The sequence below is a fragment of the Halomonas sp. MCCC 1A13316 genome (assembly GCF_014931605.1).
Lineage (GTDB): Bacteria > Pseudomonadota > Gammaproteobacteria > Pseudomonadales > Halomonadaceae > Halomonas.
Window position 1 is genome coordinate 63,942 of record NZ_CP053382.1, and the last position, 18,346, is coordinate 82,287.

Consider the following 18,346-nt stretch of genomic DNA (forward strand, 5'->3'; position numbering starts at 1 on the left):
GAGCCGCCCATGCGACCCGCCGGACGCGCCGAGACCGACTCGCTCTACTTCGATTATCCCCACTTTCCCTTCGTTCGTCCCCCCGAGCTGGGTGGCAACTCTATACGTCATCGCGTAGCCATTGTCGGCGCCGGCCCGGTGGGCGTTACCGCGGCGCTGGAGCTGGCGCGCCACGGCATCGAGAGCGTGGTACTCGACGACAAGGCCACCGTCAACGACGGCTCGCGGGCGATCTGCGTCTCCCGCCACAGTCTCGAGATCCTGCAGCAGCTCGATGTCGACGCACCTTTCGTGGAGAAGGGCCTGGGCTGGACCCGGGGGCGCACCTACTTCCGCGACCGCGAGATCTTTCGCTTCGAGATGCCCCACTCCGAGCAGGAGCGCTTCCCGCCGATGATCAACCTGCAGCAGCAGTACATCGAGCAGTTCCTGATCGACAAGGTCGCAATGAGCGGCTTTGTCGAGAGCGGGCTTGTCGAGCTGCGCTGGCAGAGCCCGGTGACCAGCGTGAGCCAGGACGCAAGCGGCGTCACCCTCGACGTGACCACCCCCGAGGGCGACTACCGCCTCGAATGCGACTACCTGTTGGCCGCCGACGGCGCCCGCAGCGTGGTGCGCAAGGCGCTGGGCCAGGCGCTGCACGGCGAGGCCTACGAGGGGCGCTACGTGATCGCCGACATTCGCCTGCGCTCCGATTTCCCCACCGAGCGGCGGGCCTTCTTCCACTCCCGTGCCCTTCCCGACACCACCATCCTGGTGCACAAGCAGCCCGATGACATCTGGCGCATCGACTACCAGCTGGGTCCCGATGAGGATCCTGAAGCGGCGGTAGAGGAGGCCAACATTCGCGCCAGGGTCGACCTGATCGTGCGCGACGTGCTGGGTGAAAGCGAGGCGTGGGAACTGGAGTGGTGGAGCCTCTACAAGGCCCACACCCTGGCGCTGGACGACTATCGCCATAGCCGGGTGCTGTTCATCGGCGACAGCGCTCACCTGGTGCCGATTTTCGGCGTGCGAGGGCTCAATAACGGCTTGGCCGACGCCGCCAACGCCGGCTGGAAGCTGGCTTGGGTACTGCAGGGCCGGGCGCCGGAGCGGCTGCTCGACAGCTACAGCCCCGAGCGGCGCGGCGCCACCCTGGACGTCTTCGCCAACGCCGGCAAGAGCACCCGCTTCATGACCCCGCCGAGCCGCGGCTACCGGCTGATGCGCGATGCCGCCCTGACGCTGGCGCTTGCCAACGACTACGCCAGCGGCTTCGCCAATCCGCGCCAGGTCACGCCCTATACCTACGCTGAGAGCCCGCTGACGCTGGCCGGTAGTGGTGACTTTGCCGACGGGCCGATCCCCGGAGCGCCGCTGTTCAATCGTCGCCTGGGCGAGGATGACTTCCTGCTCGACCACCTGGGCAGCGGCTTCACCCTGCTGCACTTCAGCGTGGATGGCCGTGTCGACGCCGAGCTGGCCGATCGCCTGGCCGCATTGCAATTCCAGGGCCAGCCCATCGAGCTGCTGCGCGTGGCCCGCGGACCGGGTGCAGAGGGAGCCTTGTTCGATCGGGATGGCAGCCTGTTCGAGGCCTATGGCGCCGAGCCGGGCTGCGCCTACCTGGTGCGTCCCGATCGCCACGTAGCGGCGCGCTGGAAACGCCTCGCTTCCGGCGACCTCGACGCCGCCCTCACAACTGCCTTGGGAGGAGAATGAGATGAGCGATACGACACTGAGCGATATGACACTGCCTTTTGCTGACCTCGAGAGGGTCTACGAGCATCTGGCCGAGACCCTGGACGCGCTGCCCGAGTCGCAGGAACGGCTCTTTCTCGCCCAGCTGGCGCTGGCGCTGGCCCACCGCACAGGCGACGTCGCACGGGTGATGGCGGCCATCGAGGAGGCACGGCGGGGTATTGCGGACGTTTCCGCTTGATGGCCGAGAGCTTCGAGTAAGCGAGGACTTACTTCATTGGCGAAAAATTGAGCGGGGTCAAGGCGAGATGCGGCATAGAGGCTAGGGTAAGAATTGGCTGTAAGAGGAACGCCCTGATGAGTCAACCTCGACCACCCCAAGAGTCACGCCCGCCGCCAGGTGACGAGAAACAGCTACACGCATTTCTCGAAGGTGAACGGGCACTGCTCGAGCTCAGGTGCTGTGAGCCTAAGGCACTGAGCGTGCTCATCCATGACCTGGCGCACTCCATGAGTCCTTCGCTGGAGCAGGCAATCGCACGCAGCCTGGCCGGTCGGGAGCTGGCGGCTTTTTCCCCTGCTACCTCCCTGCTGCCCGAGATGATGCGACGCTTCGGCCTCGATCCGGCCGCCTTTAGTCGCGACCCCGCCATCCACTCTCTGCGGACCGTCTGCAGCGCCTGCCCCAGGGTCGAGAACTGCTGGCTGGCGCTACGTCACGATGCACTGTGGGAGGAGTGTCTTGAATTCTGTCCCAATGCCGAGGTGCTCGAAGACTGGGCAATCCGGTCGCAAGACAGTTAAGCGCTTCAGGCCGATGCTTTCTGGCCGGACAGCGCCGTTACCGCCTCGCCGACTCGCCTGGCGCCGGCTTTACTTCCTGTGCAGCACCTGGTCGCGGTAGCGCCCCGGCGCCGTCCAGCCGACCCGCAGCCCAGGCACCAGCGTCTTGGAGAAGGCGCTGCACAGCAGCACCCGGCCATCCCCGTCGAAGCTCTTGAGAGTGCGCGGCCTGGGCGTGTCGAAGGAGAGATCGCCATAGATGTCGTCCTCGACGATGGCCACGTCGAAACGCTGGGCCAGGGCGACCAAGGCGCGCTTGCTATAGCCGAGCGGGTTTTTGCAGGTGGGTGTGACCTGGATCGCCTTGATCGGCCACTGTTCCAGCGACAGCTCCCGCGCTTCCAAGCTGATGCCGCTGCGCGGGTCGATGGGGATCTCAAGCGCCTTGAGGATCCGCATGGTGCCGTAGAAGCTCGGCGAGTCCACCGCGACCACGTCGCCGGGCTCGGTCAGGGTGCGCAGTGGGAGCGAGAGTGCTTCCTGGCAGCCGGTGGTGATTAATACGTCGTCGGAATGCAGCAAGCAGCCTGACTTGTCGGCCAGCCTGACGACCTGACGACATAGTTCGAGGCTGCCCTGCAGGCTGTCTTAGCTGAGCCCATGGGCTGCCACATGCCGATACAAAGTACTCAGCTGGCGGTGCAGGGGGCGCAGGCTGGCGGCATTGAGGTCGGGAATGCCGCGCGCGCCCCAGCATCAGCAGCCGTTCGTCCATCTGTCCCGCTTGATCAGGGAGCAGCAGCAGCGCCACCGGACCCGCTGCGATCTGCGCCATCTCGACGACCGTCTGCTGGCCGACATCGGGTTGGATCGGGATACTGTCAAGCGTGAGGTGAGCAAACCGTTCTGGCGTCAATAGCCGGCATGACGCGGAACCCGGGGCGGCGCGGGCAACCTAAGGGTAAGCAGACGAGTGACCCGGCAGCCAAGGAGGAGCCAGTCATGATCGAGACACTACCTGCTCCCGAGTTCGTCGCGGCGTTCCGTATCTCGGGCACGCTGCACAGCGCGGACTATGACGTATTGATCCCTGCCATCGAGTCGAAGCTCGAGTACAACGAGCATATCGGCGTACTGGCCGACATGACCGACTTCGATCATATGACGGCCGGCGCCCTGCTGCGTGACCTGGCCTATGCCATGAGCAAGCTGGGCGAGTATCACCGCTTCAGGCGTGCCGCGGTGATCGCCGACAAGCGCTGGATCGAGACGACCACCAAGCTGGCCGGCAAGCTGTTTCCCAATACCGAAGCACGCCTCTTCCATGCCGGTGAGCTGGAGGAGGCCATGCGCTGGGTTGCCGGTTTCCGCAGCGACCTGATCAACGGCGGATTATGACAGTGCAGTAGCCGCCGTTTGCTCGCTGTGCCACTGGCGCAGCAGCCAGGCGAAGATCAGCCCCAGGACGAGCAGCCACAGCCCGGCGGAGATCAGCAGCCACGCGCTGCCGGCCAAGCGCAGCATCAGCCCGCCGAGGCTGACACCCACCGACTGGCCGAGGAACAGGCAGCCGGCGAACACCGCCATGGCGGTACCGCGCATGGCGGGCGCCATCTGGGTGGCGTTGATCTGCAGCGTGCTGTGCATCATGTAGAAGCCAAGGCCGGCGCAGAAAGCGCCGGTAGTGGCCAGGGCAGGCTGCGTCGCCAGCGCCAGCCCAATGAAGCCGAGCCCCATCAGCACGCCGCCGCCCGCCGCCAGGCCCGGCTCGCCCAATCGAGCCACCAGCGTTCGCGCCAGGGCCGCGAAGATCAGTCCGCCCACGCCGAACAGCGCGACCATCAACCCGGCCTGGGTCAGCGAAACCTCCAGCCGGGTATAGAGGTGGCTGGCGACGAATGCCAGGGCACCGAAGGCGGCGATGCCTTCGAGAAACACCAGGGCCAGGATGCGCCGGGCACGGGCAATCAGAACCACTTCGCGAATGCGGGAGAAGAAGGCGATACGGCCCTGGCCGGCCTTGAGTGGCGACAGGCCCGGCTGGCGTCGCAGCGCCTCGAGCAGCAGCCCGCCCGCGGCGAGGAACAGCAGCATCAGCAGGCCGAACGCCGTTTGCCAGCCCAACGTATCGGCAAGGAAGCCCCCCGCCACCTGGCCACTGATCAGTCCCAGCACTGCGCCTGAGAGCATGTGCGCCAGCGTTACCTGGCGCTGCTCGTAGGAGACATTGTCGCCGACCCAGGCCATGGAGAGTGGAATGATGGCGGCGGCGGTGGCGCCGCTCAGTGTGCGGAAGGCAAGCAACAGCGGTAGCGACTCGGCTAGCGCCGAGCCCAGCGCGCCCAGCGCACAGGCCAGGGTGGCCAGGCCGATCACCCGCAGGGTGCCGAAGCGATCCCCCATCGGGCCGTAGGCGAGCTGCATCAAGCCGTAGGCGATGGCGAACAGGGTGATATTCTGCGCCACTTCGGCTACCGGCCGCTCGAAGGCTTGTGACAGCGCTGGCAGCATGGCATCGGTGACGCGCATCGAGGCCATGCTGGCGAAGCCGGCAAGGGCCAGCAGCAGGATGACCAGGCGGGGAGGGGCGGTCTCGCTCATCGCTACGAGCGTGCCTGGCTGGCGGCGGCCGCCTGGCTGGCCGGACGTACCAGTAACAGGTAAGCCACCAGGGAAAGCACACCGCCGAGGCCGATGGAGATGGCCATGGTCAGCGAGGTGCCGTCATGAAACCGACCGACCAGCGCCCCGCCAAGGGCGGCGATGGTCATCTGCAGGAAGCCGAACAGCGAGGAGGCGGAGCCGGCGCACTGTGGGTTGGGCGCCAGCGCGCCGGACATGCTTTGGGGCATCACGATACCGAAGCCGACCAGGAACAGGATATGCGGACCGATCACCGCCCACGGCGTGTAGACGCCTGCCGCCGCGAGGCCCGCCATGATCGTACCGGCCAAGGCGCAGATCGCCGTGGCCAGCAACAGCAGGCGATCGCGACCCAGGCGGTGACTGTAGCGGCCGCTGACCAGGGTGCCGCTGAAGAAGCCGGCGACGATCAAGGTGAAGCCAATCCCGTAGCCGAAGGGCGACATGCCCATGAATTCGATCAGCACGAAGGAGGAACCGGACAGAAACGCGAACAGGCCGGCGAAGCCGCTGGCGTTGACCAGCGTATAGCCCATGAAGGCGCTCTGGCCGAGCAGCATGCGGTAGTTGCGCAGGATGGTGGCAGGATGCACCGACTGGCGATTCTCCCGCGCCAGCGGCTCCGGCATGAGAAAGGCAAGCACCAGTAACATTGCCGCGGCATACACTGTCAGCAGCAGGAAGATCGATTCCCAGCCGAAGAAGAGCAGCAGGCCGGCCCCGACGATGGGAGCAAGCGCCGGGGCAAGCGCCATGGTGCTCGCCATGTAAGAGAGCACGCGTCCGGCTTCGATGGGGCCATGAATGTCACGTACCGCGGCACGCCCCAGCACCGGGCCGGCGGCACCGCCCAGAGCCTGCAGGAAGCGACCGGCCAGCAACCACTCGATGCTGGGGGCGAAGGCGCACAGCAGGCTCGCCAGTAGGAACAGGCCGAAGCCGGCGACCATGACCGGCTTGCGGCCGAAACGGTCGGAAATCGGGCCGCAGAACAGCTGTGCCACGGCGAAGCCGGCCATGTACAGGCTTAGCGTCAACTGGATCTGGTCGGGACCGGTATCGAGCGCCTCGGCCATCGCCGGCATGGCGGGCAGATACATGTCGGTCGCCAGTGGGCCCAGTGCGGTCAGCGCCGCAAGGGTGATCACCGTAGCGGGGGACTTCAGCCTCAGCACATCGATGTCTCCAGGAGAAAGGCGTTCAATGACCGTCAGGCGATTTACCATCCTTCACGGGCGGATGTGGCGCCAGTCATTAGCCTGCTTATTGTAGCCGAAATGATTTGCGGGTGCTCTGCTCACTCCCAAAGTGATTTCAAATGAAACCATAACACAGGTCGTGCACGGCTCATGATGGGAAACGGCAGGGAGGAAAAAATTGCACCATGACGAGATCAGGTATGCCGCAATGGGAGGCGCAGGTGCCGAGAGGAGCGAACCCGCTCCCCTCGGCATTCCTTCGTCTTTACCGTTAGTTCGATTCGCTATCAGTCGTGTCCTCATCCTCCTGGTTGTCGAGTGCCGAGCGATTCGAGTCGGTGTTTCCCGTGCTTCCGGTATCTTCGGAATCGGTCGCGTCACGACTATTCCTCAGCGTGCTGGCCGGGTCCTGCGAGTTGAGCTCTTGGCTCCGATTCGGGGAGTCCTGACGGCTGCCACCCGAGAAGCCACCCTGGCTGCCGCTCTGCTCGTTCCGGCCCTCTTGAAGCCCTTCTACGAAGCCTTGGCGATAGCCTCTCATGGCGCCTTCCTGCAGGCCTTCCATCTTGCCTTCCATATAGCCCTGCATGAAGAGGCGGTGAGCTTGCTGGCCATGATCGTCGGCGCCACGTTGCTGCCGGTCATCCCAGGGTTGGCTCTGCCGGTCGCGCTCATCTCCGAAACGTTCGCCTTGGTACTGCTGGCGGTTGCGGTCGTCCCAGTGGCCACCCTGATCGCGACCGTAATCGCTATCGTTGCGGTAGTTCTGGCGTTCCCGATCATCCCGCATCCGACTATCGATCCGGTACTCCTGACGCTCGCGGTCGTCCCAAGTCGAGCCTCGCTGTCTGTCGTAACCGGGATCATTCCTGCCTTGATGGCCCCTGTCGTCCCACTGCTGGCTGCTCTGGTAAGTCTGCCGGTCATCATAGCCATAGCCGCCTCGGCTCTCCATTGGCTGTGCCCAGCTCAAGCTTGAAGCGAGAGCTGTGGAGACTGCAGCGGTAATAAGCATTTTTTTAAACATGTTTCCTCCGATGAATTCTTATATGCAAAGATCGCCATATGGCAGCGCAGCTTGAGATAAAAGGCTGTGCTACACGTTTAACTGCCGATTTCAATCGGAGCGATAGCGATCCTGGCCGCTCCAGCGATTGTCCTGCCGGCCCTGGTTGAATTGGCCCTGGTTGCGATCGTCCCAGCGGCCCTGGTCGTAGCGATTGCGATCGTCCCAGCGGTCGCGGTCATCCCAGCGGTTGTCCTGGCGCTGGCGGCCCTGGTCGTAGCGATTGCGATCGTCCCAGCGGTCGCGGTCGTCCCAGCGGTCATCCTGGCGGCCCTGGTCGTAGCGATTGCGATCGTCCCAGCGGTCGCGGTCATCCCAGCGGTCGTCCTGGCGGCCCTGGTCGTAGCGATTGCGATCGTCCCAGCGGTTGCGGTCGTCCCAGCGGTCATCCTGGCGGCCCTGGTCGTAGCGATTGCGATCGTCCCAGCGGTCGCGGTCATCCCAACGGTCGTCTTGGCGGCCCTGGTTGTAGCGATTACGATCGTCCCAGCGGTCGCGGTCATCCCAGCGGTGATCCTGGCGGCCCTGGCCGTAGCGATTGCTGTCATCCCAGCGATTGTGTTGACCCTGCTGCTGGTAGCGCTGGGTTTCATTCCACTGATTGCCTTGGTTCGATTGCTGAGCGAAGGCAACGCCACTCGTCGCCAGCGCAGCCGATACGGCAGTAGTAATTAGCAGCTTTTTAAACATTTCTAACTCCTTTAGAAGTTGTTTAATTAAAGCGCGTTAATTCTCTGGGTATGCCAAGTCGAGTTGGATAAACAAGGCATGCATCAGTCAAGCTAGCTGTCATTTTCGTAAGGGAGAAAAAAGGAAAAGTATTTATTTGTGGACTTTTGTTTGGGTTTGATGGGGAGCAAGGGCGCTGCGCCACATAAGTGCGATATTTTTAATTAACTTAATATTAAAAATTTGCTACTCAGCCTAAAAAGCAAACCGCCCCCAACCATTTCCGAGCGGTTGGGGGCGGTTCGTCATAGCATGCGAGATAGCGCTGGGCTAGCCCGCGTCCGGCTGCTCCCCTGGGGCGGCCTTGGCGAAGGCTTCCAGCTTGCGGCAGTTTTCGGTGATGCGTTGCAGGGTTGGGTAGGCCGTGAGATCGCATTCGAAGCGCTCGGCATTGAATATCTGGGGCACCAGGCAGATGTCGGCCAGGGTCGGGCTGTCGCCGTGACAGAACGTACCGGTCCGGGGCTCATTTGCCAGCCGCGCCTCCAGTGCGCTGAAGCCCTCGGCGACCCAGTGGCGATACCAGGCCAGCTTGGCTTCCTCGTTCACCTTCAGCTCATGGACCAGGTACTTGAGCACCTTGAGGTTGTTGAGCGGGTGGATCTCGCAGGCGACGAGCTGTGCCAGCGAGCGTACCCGCGCGCGGCCTTCGGCGTCGGCCGGCAGCAGCGGCGGTTCGGGGTGGCGTTCGTCGAGGTACTCGCAGATCGCCAGCGACTGGGTCAACTGCGTGCCGTCGTCGGTCTCGAGCACCGGCACCAGCCCCTGGGGGTTGCGGGCGAGGTTGTCCTCGCCGCGCTGCTCACCCTTGACCAGGTTGACCGGCGCCTGGTCGTACGCCAGGCCCTTGAGGTTGAGCGCGATACGCACCCGATAGGCCGCCGAGGAGCGGAAATAGCCGTAAAGCGTGGTCATATATGCCTCTCTGGCCGTTTACTTGGGCTGGCTTACTTTGGCTGGTAGGCCACTACCTGCTGGTCGATGGCGCCGAAGATGCTGTTGCCCTGGCGGTCGAACATCTCGATGCGCACCCGGTCGCCGAAGCGCATGAAGGGTGTCTTGGCCGCGCCGTGCAGGATCTGCTCCACCATGCGCACCTCGGCCAGGCAGCTGTAGCCCACGCCGCCGTCGGCGACAGGCTTTCCGGGGCCACCATCGGGATCGGGATTGGAGACGGTGCCCGAACCGACCACGGCACCGGCGCCCAGGTAGCGAGTGCGCGCAGCATGGGCGACCAGCTGCGGGAAGCTGAAGATCATGTCCGGCCCGGCTTCCGGCTCGCCGAATTTCTCGCCGTTGAGGTGCACCGTTAGCGGCAGGTGAACCTTGCCCTCCTGCCAGGCGTCGCCCAGTTCGTCGGGAGTGACGCAGATCGGCGAGAAGGCGGAGGCCGGCTTGGCCTGGAAGAAACCGAAGCCCTTGGCCAGCTCGCCGGGGATCAAGCCGCGCAGGCTGACGTCATTGACCAGCATGATCAGTTTGATGTGGTCGGCGGCCTGCTCGGGCGTCACCGCCATGGGCACATCGTCGGTGATCACCGCGATCTCGCCTTCGAAGTCGATGCCGTGCTCTTCGCTGACCGCCTCGATGTCCTCGGTGGGGGCCAAGAACTTGTCGCCACCGCCCTGGTACATCAGCGGGTCGGTCCAGAAGGTCTCGGGCATCTCGGCGTTGCGCGCCTGGCGCACCAGCTTGACGTGGTTGAGGTAGGCGGAGCCGTCGGCCCAGTGGTAGCTGCGCGGCAGCGGCGAGTGCAGCTGGTTCTGGTCGAGCGTGAAGGCGCCCGCGACGCTGCCGTCGTTGAGCTCGGCGTAGCGCGCCTCGAGCTTCGGGCTCACGGCGTCCCAGTTCTCGATCGCCTGCTGCAGGGTGACAGCGATGTCGGCGGCGGAGACGGCTTGGCTCAGGTCGCGCGAGACCACCAGCAGTTCGCCGTCGCGGCCGTTCTTGAGGGTAGCGAGTTTCATCTTCGTCGAATCCTTTTCGTCAGGGGCGGGGCTCGGCGGCCCCATCCGGATGGTTCGGGCTGGCTCAGGGCTGCGTTGTGGTGCTCAAGGCCGATTGGGATCGAAGTGCGAGCGCAGCGTCGACCACACGTCGACGTAGTCGCGCTGGCGAATGTCCGCGTTCAGCGCTGCCTCGGTGGGATGGTAGACGTAGCGGCTCTCGAACATGAAGGCCAGAGTCGCATCCAGGCGCTGCGGTGTCAGTTCAGCGTTCGAGGCTTTCTCGAAGGTGTCGGCGTCGGGGCCATGGGGCGACATGCAGTTGTGCAGGCTGGCGCCGCCGGGCAGAAAGCCCTCGGCCTTGGCGTCGTACTCGCCGTGGATCAGGCCCATGAATTCGCTCATCAGGTTGCGATGGAAGTAGGGCGGGCGGAAGGTATTCTCGGCCACCATCCAGCGCGGCGGGAAGATCACGAAATCGATGTTGGCCATGCCCAGCGTATCGGAGGCCGAGGTCAGCACGGTGAAGATTGACGGATCGGGATGATCGAAACTCACCGTATTGATGGTGTTGAAATTGGCCAGGTCGTACTTGTAGGGCGCGTAGTTGCCGTGCCAGGCCACTACGTCGAGCGGCGAGTGGCCGAGCCTGGTGGCCCAGAAGCGGCCGGAGAACTTGGCCACCAGCTCGAAGTCGCCTTCGAGATCCTCGTAAGCGGCCACCGGGCTGAGGAAGTCGCGTGGGTTGGCCAGGCCATTGGCACCGATGGGGCCGAGGCCGGGCAGTTCCAGTGGGCTGCCGTAGTTCTCGCAAATGTAGCCGCGGGCGGCATCGCTGCCTTGCGCCAGACGCACCTGGAATTTCATGCCCCGGGGGATGACGCCGATCTCACCGCCTTTGACCTCGAGCTCGCCGAGCTCGGTGCGCAGGCGCAGGCTGCCCTGCTGCGGCACGATCAGCAGTTCGCCGTCGGCGTTGTAGAAGAAGCGCTCGGTCATGTCGCGATTGAACGCATAGACGTGCACGCCGCAGCCGGCTTGGGTGCCGGCGTCGCCGTTGACCGCGATGGTCAGCAGGCCGTCGACGAAGTCGGTGGGCTCGGCGGGCATCGGCAGCGGGTCCCAGCGCATCTGGTTGGGGTCGGCGGCAGGCTTGGCCAGCGGTGCGGTAGCCACGCGATTCTCGCCCAGCGGGCGGTACTCGCTTTGTACCACCGAAGGCCGGATGCGATAGAGCCAGCTGCGCAGGTTTGCGTGACGCGGCGCGGTGAAAGCCGAGCCGGTGAGCTGTTCGGCATAGAGGCCATAGGCGCACTTCTGGGGCGAGTTCTGCCCTACCGGCAGCGCGCCGGGCAGCGCCTCGCTGGCGAAGTGGTTGCGAAAACCGCTCTGGTACTCGAGTTCGGTCGTCATGGGAGGGTCCCTCTCGTTATTCGTCTATTTGCCTGTCAATCGATCCGGCGGCCCGGCCGGCGATGGCCAGTGCCTCTTCGAGAACCTGCTGGTCGCCGATATGGTTGGCCAGCAGCAGGATCAGCCGGGCATTGATGCGTTCGCTCTCTTCTTCGCTGCACTCGCGATGCAGGTCGGTCAGCGCGGCGTAGAAGGCATCCGGGTCGGTGAAGTTGGGGTTGAGCTCAAGCCGTGGCATGACGGACCTCCTCGACATCAAGTTGGCGGCCCAGGGCACGTTCGAGCGCCTCATCGACGGCGCCGGCCGTTACCTCGCTCCAGCGGGCGGTGACGTGCTGGTCGGGGCGGATGAGGTAGCCAGCGCCGCCGGTCAGACCGTAGCGCTCGCCGACCAGCGCCTCGGCGTCCTCGATCAGCGTGCTGCGCGGCAACTCGGCCAGCGCGTGGGGCGCCGGCCCGACGATCAGCGCCTCGAGATCGGCATGGCGTTCGAGCAGCGGCTCGAGCTCTGCCTTGAGTGCCTCGGCCCGGTCGCTGTCGACGCGGCCGTCGAGCAGCAGCACGAAACGATCGCCCAGTTGGTTGAGCAGCCAGGCCGGCCGGCCCGCCAGCCGCACCGGGGCATCCTTGGCCGGGCTGCCGGGGCGTAGCTCAAGCGGCAGTCCCTCGGTCTCGTGGGCATTGAGCGGCGAGCCGTCGTAGCGGCACGGCATCGACAGCCGGCCGCTGTTGACCAGGCGGCGGGCAAAGGGGTAGTGCTCGGCCAGTTCCAAGGTGGTGTCGCGAAACAGCCGGCTGACGCGGCTCTTGGGTGTGATGAAATCGGTGGCGCGGGTCGAGTTGAGAATGTTCTCGGCGGCACCGTGCTGACGCTCGTCGTTGTAGGTGGCGAGCAGCGCCGCGGGCGCCTGGCCCTTGAGCACCCGGGCCAGCTTCCAGGCCAGGTTTTCGGTGCTCTGAAGCGCGCCGTTGGCGCCGCGAGCGCCGAACGGCGAGACCTGATGGGCGGCATCACCCATGAAGAACACCTGCTGGTGGATATAGTCGTCCATCTTGCGGCAGCGGAAGGTGTAGACACTGGCCCACTCGAGCTCGAACTCGACGTCCTCGCCGAGCATCGCCTGCACCCGCGGGCGGATGTTCTCCTCCTTCTTCTCCTCCTCCGGGTCGGCACCCCAGCCCAGTTGGAAGTCGATGCGCCAGACGTTGTCCGGCTGGCGATGCAGCAGCACCGACTGGTTGGGGTGGAAGGGCGGGTCGAACCAGAACCAGCGCTCGGTGGGGAAATCCGCCTTCATGATCACGTCGGCGATCAGGAAGTGGTCCTGGAATATCTGGCCCTTGCTCTCCAGGCCCAGCATGTCGCGGATCTTGCTGTTGGCACCGTCGGCCACCAGCAGGTAGTCGCAGGTCAGGCGGTAGTCGCCATCCTCGGTGGTGACCCGCACGGCACTCTGCTCGGGGCGGCTGTCGACCTCGACCACCTTGTGTTTCCAGCGCAGGTCGATCAGGTCGCTGAGGGCATATGCGCGGTCGACCAGATACTCCTCGAAGTAGTATTGCTGCAGATTGATGAAGGCCGGCATGCGGTGGCCCTCCTCCGGCAGCAGGTCGAAGTCGTAGACCTCACGCTCCTGGAAGAACACGCGGCCGCGCTGCCAGGTCACGCCTTTGTCGACCATCGGCTGGGCACAGCCCAGGCGGTCAAGGATCTCCAGCGTGCGCTTGGCGAAGCAGATCGCCCGCGAGCCGACGCTGACGGTATTATTGTCGTCAAGCACCACGCTCTCGATGCCCTGCTGGGCCAGGTCGATGGCCATGGCCAGGCCGGTAGGGCCGGCGCCGACGATCACCACCGGGCAGTGGCGCACCTCGCTGCTGTCGAGCTCCGGCGGGCGTCGATACGGGTAGACGGGATTGTTATAAGTGGTTGGCATGCTTCCTCCGACCGCGGCCGCTCCGGGGGCAGGGCCTGCCCCCGGCGCCGCTCGCCAGGTAATGGCTTCGGCAAGGTGAGTAGTGGCGATGTGTTACTGGTTTTCGACGGCTTCCTGCAGCGAGTGCCACATCTCGGTGTCGCGCTCGGCGGTCCAGATACGCGGATCGGGATATTCGCCGCCGGCCTCGTCGTAGCAGCGGGTAATGTCGAACGGCAGGCAGTGGTCGAAGATCACCCAGTGGCCGTACTTGGGCTTGAGCTTGGCGTAGGTCTCGGAGTAGCACTCGGAGAGCGACTTGCCGGCGGCCTTGCCCGCCTTGACGCTCTCGTACATATCGGCGAGGAAGTCGCGGGTGCCCTGGATCGCTTCCTGGCACTGCTCGGGGGTCTGCAGTGCCTCGCCGCGGCCCGGTACCAGCTTCTGTGGCTGCATCGCCTGCAAGCGATCGAGGGTGGCGGGCCAGTATTCGTGATAGGCGTCACCGGTGTAGGGGGTGGCGCCGTACTCGACCAGGTCGCCGGAGAACATCACTTTCTCCTCGGGCAGCCAGACGATGGTGTCGCCCTTGGTGTGGCCGCGGCCGAGGTGGATGATGCGCACTTCGCGCTTGCCCATGTACACCGTCAATTCCTGCTGGAACACGATGTTGGGCCAGGTCAGGCCGGGCACCGAGTCGACGCCCTGGAACAGGCGCGGAAAGCGGCCGACCTCGGATTCGTAATCCTGCTGACCGCGCTCGACGATGAGGTCGTAGGTATGCTGGCTGGCGTAGATGTTCTCGGCATCGTAGGCCGAGGCGCCGAGCACGCGCACGGCATGGTAGTGGGTCAGCACGACGTGCTTGATCGGCAGGTCGGTCACCTCGCGGATGCGGCGGATCACGTCCTGGGCCATGATCGGTGTGGCCTGGGTGTCGATCACCATCACACTGTCGTCGCCGATGACGATACCGGTATTGGGATCGCCCTCGGCCGTGTAGGCGTAAAGACCTTCCGCCAGCTTGGTGAAGCTGATCTGCTTCTCTTCGGTATCGGCGTGGGAAGCGAATTTCTTGCTCATGGTTCCTCCGGGTTCGTCAGGGCGCGTCACACTGAGGACGCACTGGCCAGATTACGGTCCGTGGTAGCTCGGGAATGGCTGCAGCATAGTTGTAATTGAAACTATAAGTCCAGCAAGCCACGGACCAATCGGTAAAACAAAGGCGGATGAATTGGCAAAAATTTGCCAGAGATCATGGGTTTTTTGAAGAATTCATACCTAAGTCTAATGCCGGTTATCGCCAAATTAGTTGCAGGGGAGATTAACTGGCGGCATGGTGACAGCGTGAAACGACAGGCTGTCGCACTCTTGCTTCCTCTGCCGGTGAGCGCTCAGCCGCGATACAGCCTCAGTCGCAATACAACAATGCAGGTTCACAACGTGGCGCGAGCACGCCTCCCGTGACGACCAGGAGCACGCAATGAAGAATACCAATCGCCTCATGATCGGCGCCGTGGCAGCGCTAAGCCTTGGCTTCGGCACGTCGGCCATGGCCGAGACCACTCTCAACGTCAGCAGCTGGGGCGGGCCCAACCATGGCATCAACACCATTGTCTGGCCCACCTGGAAGGCATGGATCGAGGAAGCCACCGAAGGTCGGGTGACGCTGCAGGTCACCGAGGATCTGGGCCCGCCCTCCGCGCAGATGGCGCTGGTGGCCGACGGGGTCGCGGATGCCAGCTGGATCTTCCACGGCCACATGCCGGGCCGCTTCGAGCTGACCAAGCTGCCGGAGTTTCCCACCTTCGAAGAATTCTCGTCCGAAGCCGCCTCGTCCGCCTACTGGACCACTTTCGAAGAGCATCTCGCCCAGGGCAACGAGCACCGCGGCCTCGAGGTCATGGCCGTCGGTGTGCACGGGCCGGGTCAGATCTTCTCTGCCGAACAGGTGGACACCTTCGACCAGCTCGAGGGCAAGCGACTGCGCACCGGCGGCGGCCTGATGAGCGACCTGGCCGATGCCATCGGCGTGACCGGCGTGGCGCTGCCGCCCACCGGTGTCTACGAGGCCGCCTCCCAGGGCGTCATCGACGGTGCCATGCTGACCCTCGAGGGACTGCGCAGTTTCCGCGTCGCCGAGGTATTGCCGAACACCCTGACGGTGGACGGTGGTTTCTATCGCGGCAGCTTCGCCATCATCATGAACCCGATGGTGTGGGATCGCGTGTCGGCAGAAGACCGCGAGGCCATCGAGAGCGTATCGGGCGAGCAACTCTCACGCCTGTTCGGTTACATGATGGATGTCTCCGATGAGCGCGGCGTCGAATTCGCCAAGGAGCTGGGTAACACCTTCACCCAGGCTTCCGAGGAAGATATCGCCATGCTCAAGGACGTCACCGACGAGTTGATCGAGGAGTGGGCCGACAAGGTCAGCCGCGGCGAGGTCGACGCCCGCGAGGCACTGAGCTTCTTCCGCGAACGACTCGACGTGGCAGCCGAGGAAGAGAGCATCGCTTCGCGTGTGGTGCAGCAGTAACCCTATCAGGAGCCAATCATGACCAGCCTGTCGACCCGTTGGCAGCGTGTCGGTCGGGTCATGCAGCTGGGGCTGGAGGGGGTGGCGGGTGCCACCCTCTTTGCCATGATGCTGCTGACCACGGCGGACGTTGCCGGCCGTTTCTTCTTCAATTCTCCGATTCTCGGCACCGTCGAGCTGACCCAACTGATGCTGGCGGCGGTGGTGTTTCTGTCGCTGCCGGTGGTGTGCTGGCGCGAGGAGCACGTCAGCGTCGACCTGCTCGACACGATCTTTCCCGCGCGGCTGATCTGGATTCGCCAGCTGCTGGTCAATCTGATCGTCACCGCCGCGCTGTGGGTCATGGCAAGCCGCGTCTGGGCGCTGGGTGCGCGAGCCTTCCAGTGGGGTGACGTGACCGAGTTCCTGCGCATTCCGGTGGGCTACCTGATTTATCTGATTGCAGCCATGCTGGCCGTTTCCGCTCTGCTGACGCTGCTGCGTGCGGTGCGCTATTTGCTCGAAGGCTTCGGCATGGTCGAGCGGGGCGGCCCACTCAGCCCGGAGAAAAACCCGGGAGGTGATACGTGATAGAAGCACTCTACGGGTTCGCCGCCCTGCTGATCCTGGCGTTTCTGCGCGTGCCACTGGCCTTCGCCATGGGCATCGTCGGCTTCGTCGGCTTCTACTATCTCACCGGCAACTGGAGCGCCGCCGAATCGATGGCCGCGAGGCGGGTGATTGATACCGCCATGGACTACGGACTGTCAGTAATCCCGCTGTTCATCTTGATGGGCAACCTGGTGTCGCATGCCGGCCTGTCAGACGCCCTGTTCCGTGCCTCCAACGGCTTCCTCGGCCACCGCAAGGGCGGCCAGGCCATGGCCACCATCGTCGCTTGCGGCGGCTTCAGCGCCATTTGCGGCTCGAGCCTCGCCACCTGCGCCACCATGGGCCGAGTCGCCATGCCGCAGATGCGCAAGTACGGCTACAAGGACACCCTGGCCTCGGCTTCCATCGCCGCCGGCGGCACGCTGGGCATCCTGATCCCGCCCAGCGTCATGCTGGTGATCTACGGCATTCTCACCGAAACCAGCATCCGTGAGCTGTTTGCCGCCGGTTTCATTCCCGGCATCCTGGGTATCGTGCTCTACCTGGGCTCGGTGCAGTGGGTACTGTGGCGCGACCCCGACGCCGGCCCCGCCGGCGAGAAGGTCGCGTGGCCCGAACGCCTCAAGGCGCTGAAGAGCGTGGGCGACACTCTGGCGCTGTTCGTGCTGGTAATCGGCGGCATCTACCTCGGCGTATTCACCCCCACCGAAGCCGCCGGCATCGGCGCCATGGGCGCCTTCATCATCGCCCTGCTGCGTCGCGCACTGACCGTTCAGGTGCTGATGAACGTGCTGATGGACACCGTGCGCACCACCGCCATGCTGTTTGCCGTAGTGCTCACCGCGCTGATCTTCGCCAACTTCATCAACCGGGCGGGGCTGCCCAACGAGCTGCTGGCGTTCGTCAGTGGGCTCGACATCGCCCCGTTCATGGTGATCCTGGTGATACTCGCCATCTACGTGCTGCTCGGCTGCGTGTTCGAGAGCATGTCGATGCTGCTGCTTACCGTGCCGGTATTCTTCCCGGTGGTGGCGGGGCTCGGCTTCGACCTGGTGTGGTTCGGCATCCTGGTGGTGATCGTGATCGAGATCAGCCTGATCACACCGCCGGTGGGGATGAACGTGTTCGTGCTGCGGGCGGTACTGCCGGACGTCTCTACGGGCACGATCTTCCGCGGGGTGACGCCGTTCTGGGTAGCCGGAATGGTGCGCGCGTTGCTGGTACTGGTGTTCCCGGGTATCGTGCTGTTCCTGCCGCAACTGCTGTATTGAAACGCTGCCCAGCGTAGGGTGAGGAGTCCCAGAGATGAACACGGAAGAGCGCCAGGCCGGCCTCACCAAGGAGGGTGACGAGCGTCTGGCCGAACCATCGACAAAGCCGGAGCTGGACCTCAATCAGTTCCTGCCCTACCGGCTCAACAGCCTGGCCGATCGCATCAGCCAGGCGCTGGCCGAACTCTACGAGGAGCGCTACCAGCTCAACATCGCGCAGTGGCGGGTGCTTGCCTGGCTCAGCCACTGCGACGAGCTGACGGCGAAGAAGGTCTGCACTTATACCAATATGGACAAGGCCCGTGTATCGAGGGCCATCCAGGCACTGGAGGAGCGCGGCCTGATCAGTCGCACGCCCGCCCCCGAGGACCAGCGACAGCAGGACCTTCACCTCACTGCCGCCGGCCAGGCGCTGTTGGCCAAGCTGATCCCCGAGGCTCAAGGCTGGGAGGCGGAGCTGGTGGCGACCCTCACCGCCGGCGAGTATCGCGACCTGCTCAACGTGATGCGCAAGCTCGAGCGACAGCTGGAGCGGATAGGCTGACCTCTCGAGGGCGGCGGTAGGCA

Annotated in this window: 19 protein-coding genes and 1 pseudogene; 9 read left to right on the forward strand and 11 right to left on the reverse strand. The window is 64.4% G+C overall.

The window, feature by feature from the left end; all coding sequences use genetic code 11:
• Positions 1 to 9: 9 nt before the first annotated feature.
• From HNO52_RS00295 to HNO52_RS00305, 3 genes are all read left to right on the forward strand, one after another.
• A complete protein-coding gene (locus HNO52_RS00295; protein WP_197567110.1) occupies positions 10 to 1,704 on the forward strand; it encodes an FAD-dependent monooxygenase in 1,695 nt (564 codons plus the stop codon).
• A 1-nt stretch (position 1,705) separates the two neighbouring features.
• A complete protein-coding gene (locus HNO52_RS00300) occupies positions 1,706 to 1,924 on the forward strand; it encodes a DUF2783 domain-containing protein (protein ID WP_197567111.1) in 219 nt (72 codons plus the stop codon).
• A gap of 116 nt (positions 1,925 to 2,040) precedes the next feature.
• Positions 2,041 to 2,487 carry a hypothetical protein gene (locus HNO52_RS00305; protein ID WP_197567112.1) on the forward strand — a complete coding sequence of 149 codons (447 nt, stop codon included), beginning with the start codon at positions 2,041 to 2,043 and terminating at the stop codon, positions 2,485 to 2,487.
• A gap of 72 nt (positions 2,488 to 2,559) precedes the next feature.
• Here HNO52_RS00305 and HNO52_RS00310 read toward each other — a convergent pair.
• Positions 2,560 to 3,210: pseudogene (locus tag HNO52_RS00310) on the reverse strand (aminotransferase-like domain-containing protein); the annotation flags it as partial.
• Here HNO52_RS00310 and HNO52_RS00315 point away from each other — a divergent pair.
• Positions 3,203 to 3,385, forward strand: coding sequence for a DUF1127 domain-containing protein (locus HNO52_RS00315; RefSeq protein WP_197567113.1), 183 nt, complete (start codon positions 3,203 to 3,205; stop codon positions 3,383 to 3,385). The pseudogene HNO52_RS00310 and the gene HNO52_RS00315 overlap by 8 nt on opposite strands.
• A gap of 83 nt (positions 3,386 to 3,468) precedes the next feature.
• Entirely contained in the window at positions 3,469 to 3,864 is a 396-nt protein-coding gene (locus tag HNO52_RS00320) for a SpoIIAA family protein (protein WP_197567114.1), read from the forward strand.
• On the opposite strand, the gene HNO52_RS00325 is transcribed toward HNO52_RS00320, so the two are convergent.
• From HNO52_RS00325 to HNO52_RS00370, 10 genes are all read right to left on the reverse strand, one after another.
• The gene (locus HNO52_RS00325) at positions 3,859 to 5,067 is read right to left on the reverse strand and encodes an MFS transporter (protein WP_197567115.1); all 1,209 of its coding nucleotides are present in this window, start codon (positions 5,065 to 5,067) and stop codon (positions 3,859 to 3,861) included. The genes HNO52_RS00320 and HNO52_RS00325 overlap by 6 nt on opposite strands.
• 2 nt (positions 5,068 to 5,069) lie before the next feature.
• Entirely contained in the window at positions 5,070 to 6,284 is a 1,215-nt protein-coding gene (locus tag HNO52_RS00330) for a multidrug effflux MFS transporter (RefSeq protein ID WP_197567116.1), read from the reverse strand.
• A 295-nt stretch (positions 6,285 to 6,579) separates the two neighbouring features.
• Positions 6,580 to 7,263, reverse strand: coding sequence for a FliH/SctL family protein (locus HNO52_RS00335; protein ID WP_197567117.1), 684 nt, complete (start codon positions 7,261 to 7,263; stop codon positions 6,580 to 6,582).
• 162 nt (positions 7,264 to 7,425) lie between these two features.
• The gene (locus HNO52_RS00340) at positions 7,426 to 8,064 is read right to left on the reverse strand and encodes a hypothetical protein (RefSeq protein WP_197567118.1); all 639 of its coding nucleotides are present in this window, start codon (positions 8,062 to 8,064) and stop codon (positions 7,426 to 7,428) included.
• A gap of 309 nt (positions 8,065 to 8,373) precedes the next feature.
• Positions 8,374 to 9,018 carry a maleylacetoacetate isomerase gene (maiA, locus tag HNO52_RS00345; RefSeq protein ID WP_197567119.1) on the reverse strand — a complete coding sequence of 215 codons (645 nt, stop codon included), beginning with the start codon at positions 9,016 to 9,018 and terminating at the stop codon, positions 8,374 to 8,376.
• A 32-nt stretch (positions 9,019 to 9,050) separates the two neighbouring features.
• On the reverse strand, positions 9,051 to 10,070 hold the full coding sequence (locus HNO52_RS00350; protein WP_197567120.1) for a fumarylacetoacetate hydrolase family protein: 1,020 nt from the start codon (positions 10,068 to 10,070) through the stop codon (positions 9,051 to 9,053).
• Between the two features lie 84 nt (positions 10,071 to 10,154).
• The gene (gene hmgA / locus HNO52_RS00355; protein WP_197567121.1) at positions 10,155 to 11,462 is read right to left on the reverse strand and encodes a homogentisate 1,2-dioxygenase; all 1,308 of its coding nucleotides are present in this window, start codon (positions 11,460 to 11,462) and stop codon (positions 10,155 to 10,157) included.
• A gap of 16 nt (positions 11,463 to 11,478) precedes the next feature.
• Positions 11,479 to 11,700: a DUF2783 domain-containing protein gene (locus tag HNO52_RS00360; RefSeq protein WP_197567122.1), complete on the reverse strand. Its 222-nt coding sequence runs from the start codon at positions 11,698 to 11,700 to the stop codon at positions 11,479 to 11,481.
• Positions 11,687 to 13,399, reverse strand: coding sequence for an FAD-dependent oxidoreductase (locus HNO52_RS00365; protein WP_197567123.1), 1,713 nt, complete (start codon positions 13,397 to 13,399; stop codon positions 11,687 to 11,689). Before HNO52_RS00365 ends, HNO52_RS00360 begins: the two co-directional genes overlap by 14 nt.
• Positions 13,400 to 13,492: 93 nt before the next feature.
• Entirely contained in the window at positions 13,493 to 14,461 is a 969-nt protein-coding gene (locus tag HNO52_RS00370) for an MBL fold metallo-hydrolase (RefSeq protein WP_197567124.1), read from the reverse strand.
• Between the two features lie 400 nt (positions 14,462 to 14,861).
• On the opposite strand from HNO52_RS00370, the gene HNO52_RS00375 reads away from it, so the two are divergent.
• The 4 genes from HNO52_RS00375 to HNO52_RS00390 are packed head-to-tail and all read left to right on the forward strand — an operon-like array spanning position 14,862 to position 18,323.
• Complete coding sequence (locus tag HNO52_RS00375; protein WP_197567125.1) at positions 14,862 to 15,917, forward strand: TRAP transporter substrate-binding protein; 1,056 nt, start codon at positions 14,862 to 14,864, stop codon at positions 15,915 to 15,917.
• Between the two features lie 18 nt (positions 15,918 to 15,935).
• Entirely contained in the window at positions 15,936 to 16,487 is a 552-nt protein-coding gene (locus tag HNO52_RS00380) for a TRAP transporter small permease (protein ID WP_197567126.1), read from the forward strand.
• Positions 16,484 to 17,779, forward strand: a complete 1,296-nt coding sequence (locus HNO52_RS00385; protein WP_197567127.1) for a TRAP transporter large permease — start codon at positions 16,484 to 16,486, stop codon at positions 17,777 to 17,779. The genes HNO52_RS00380 and HNO52_RS00385 overlap by 4 nt, the downstream gene beginning before the upstream one ends.
• Positions 17,780 to 17,813: 34 nt before the next feature.
• Entirely contained in the window at positions 17,814 to 18,323 is a 510-nt protein-coding gene (locus HNO52_RS00390; protein ID WP_232090435.1) for a MarR family winged helix-turn-helix transcriptional regulator, read from the forward strand.
• Positions 18,324 to 18,346: the final 23 nt, after the last annotated feature.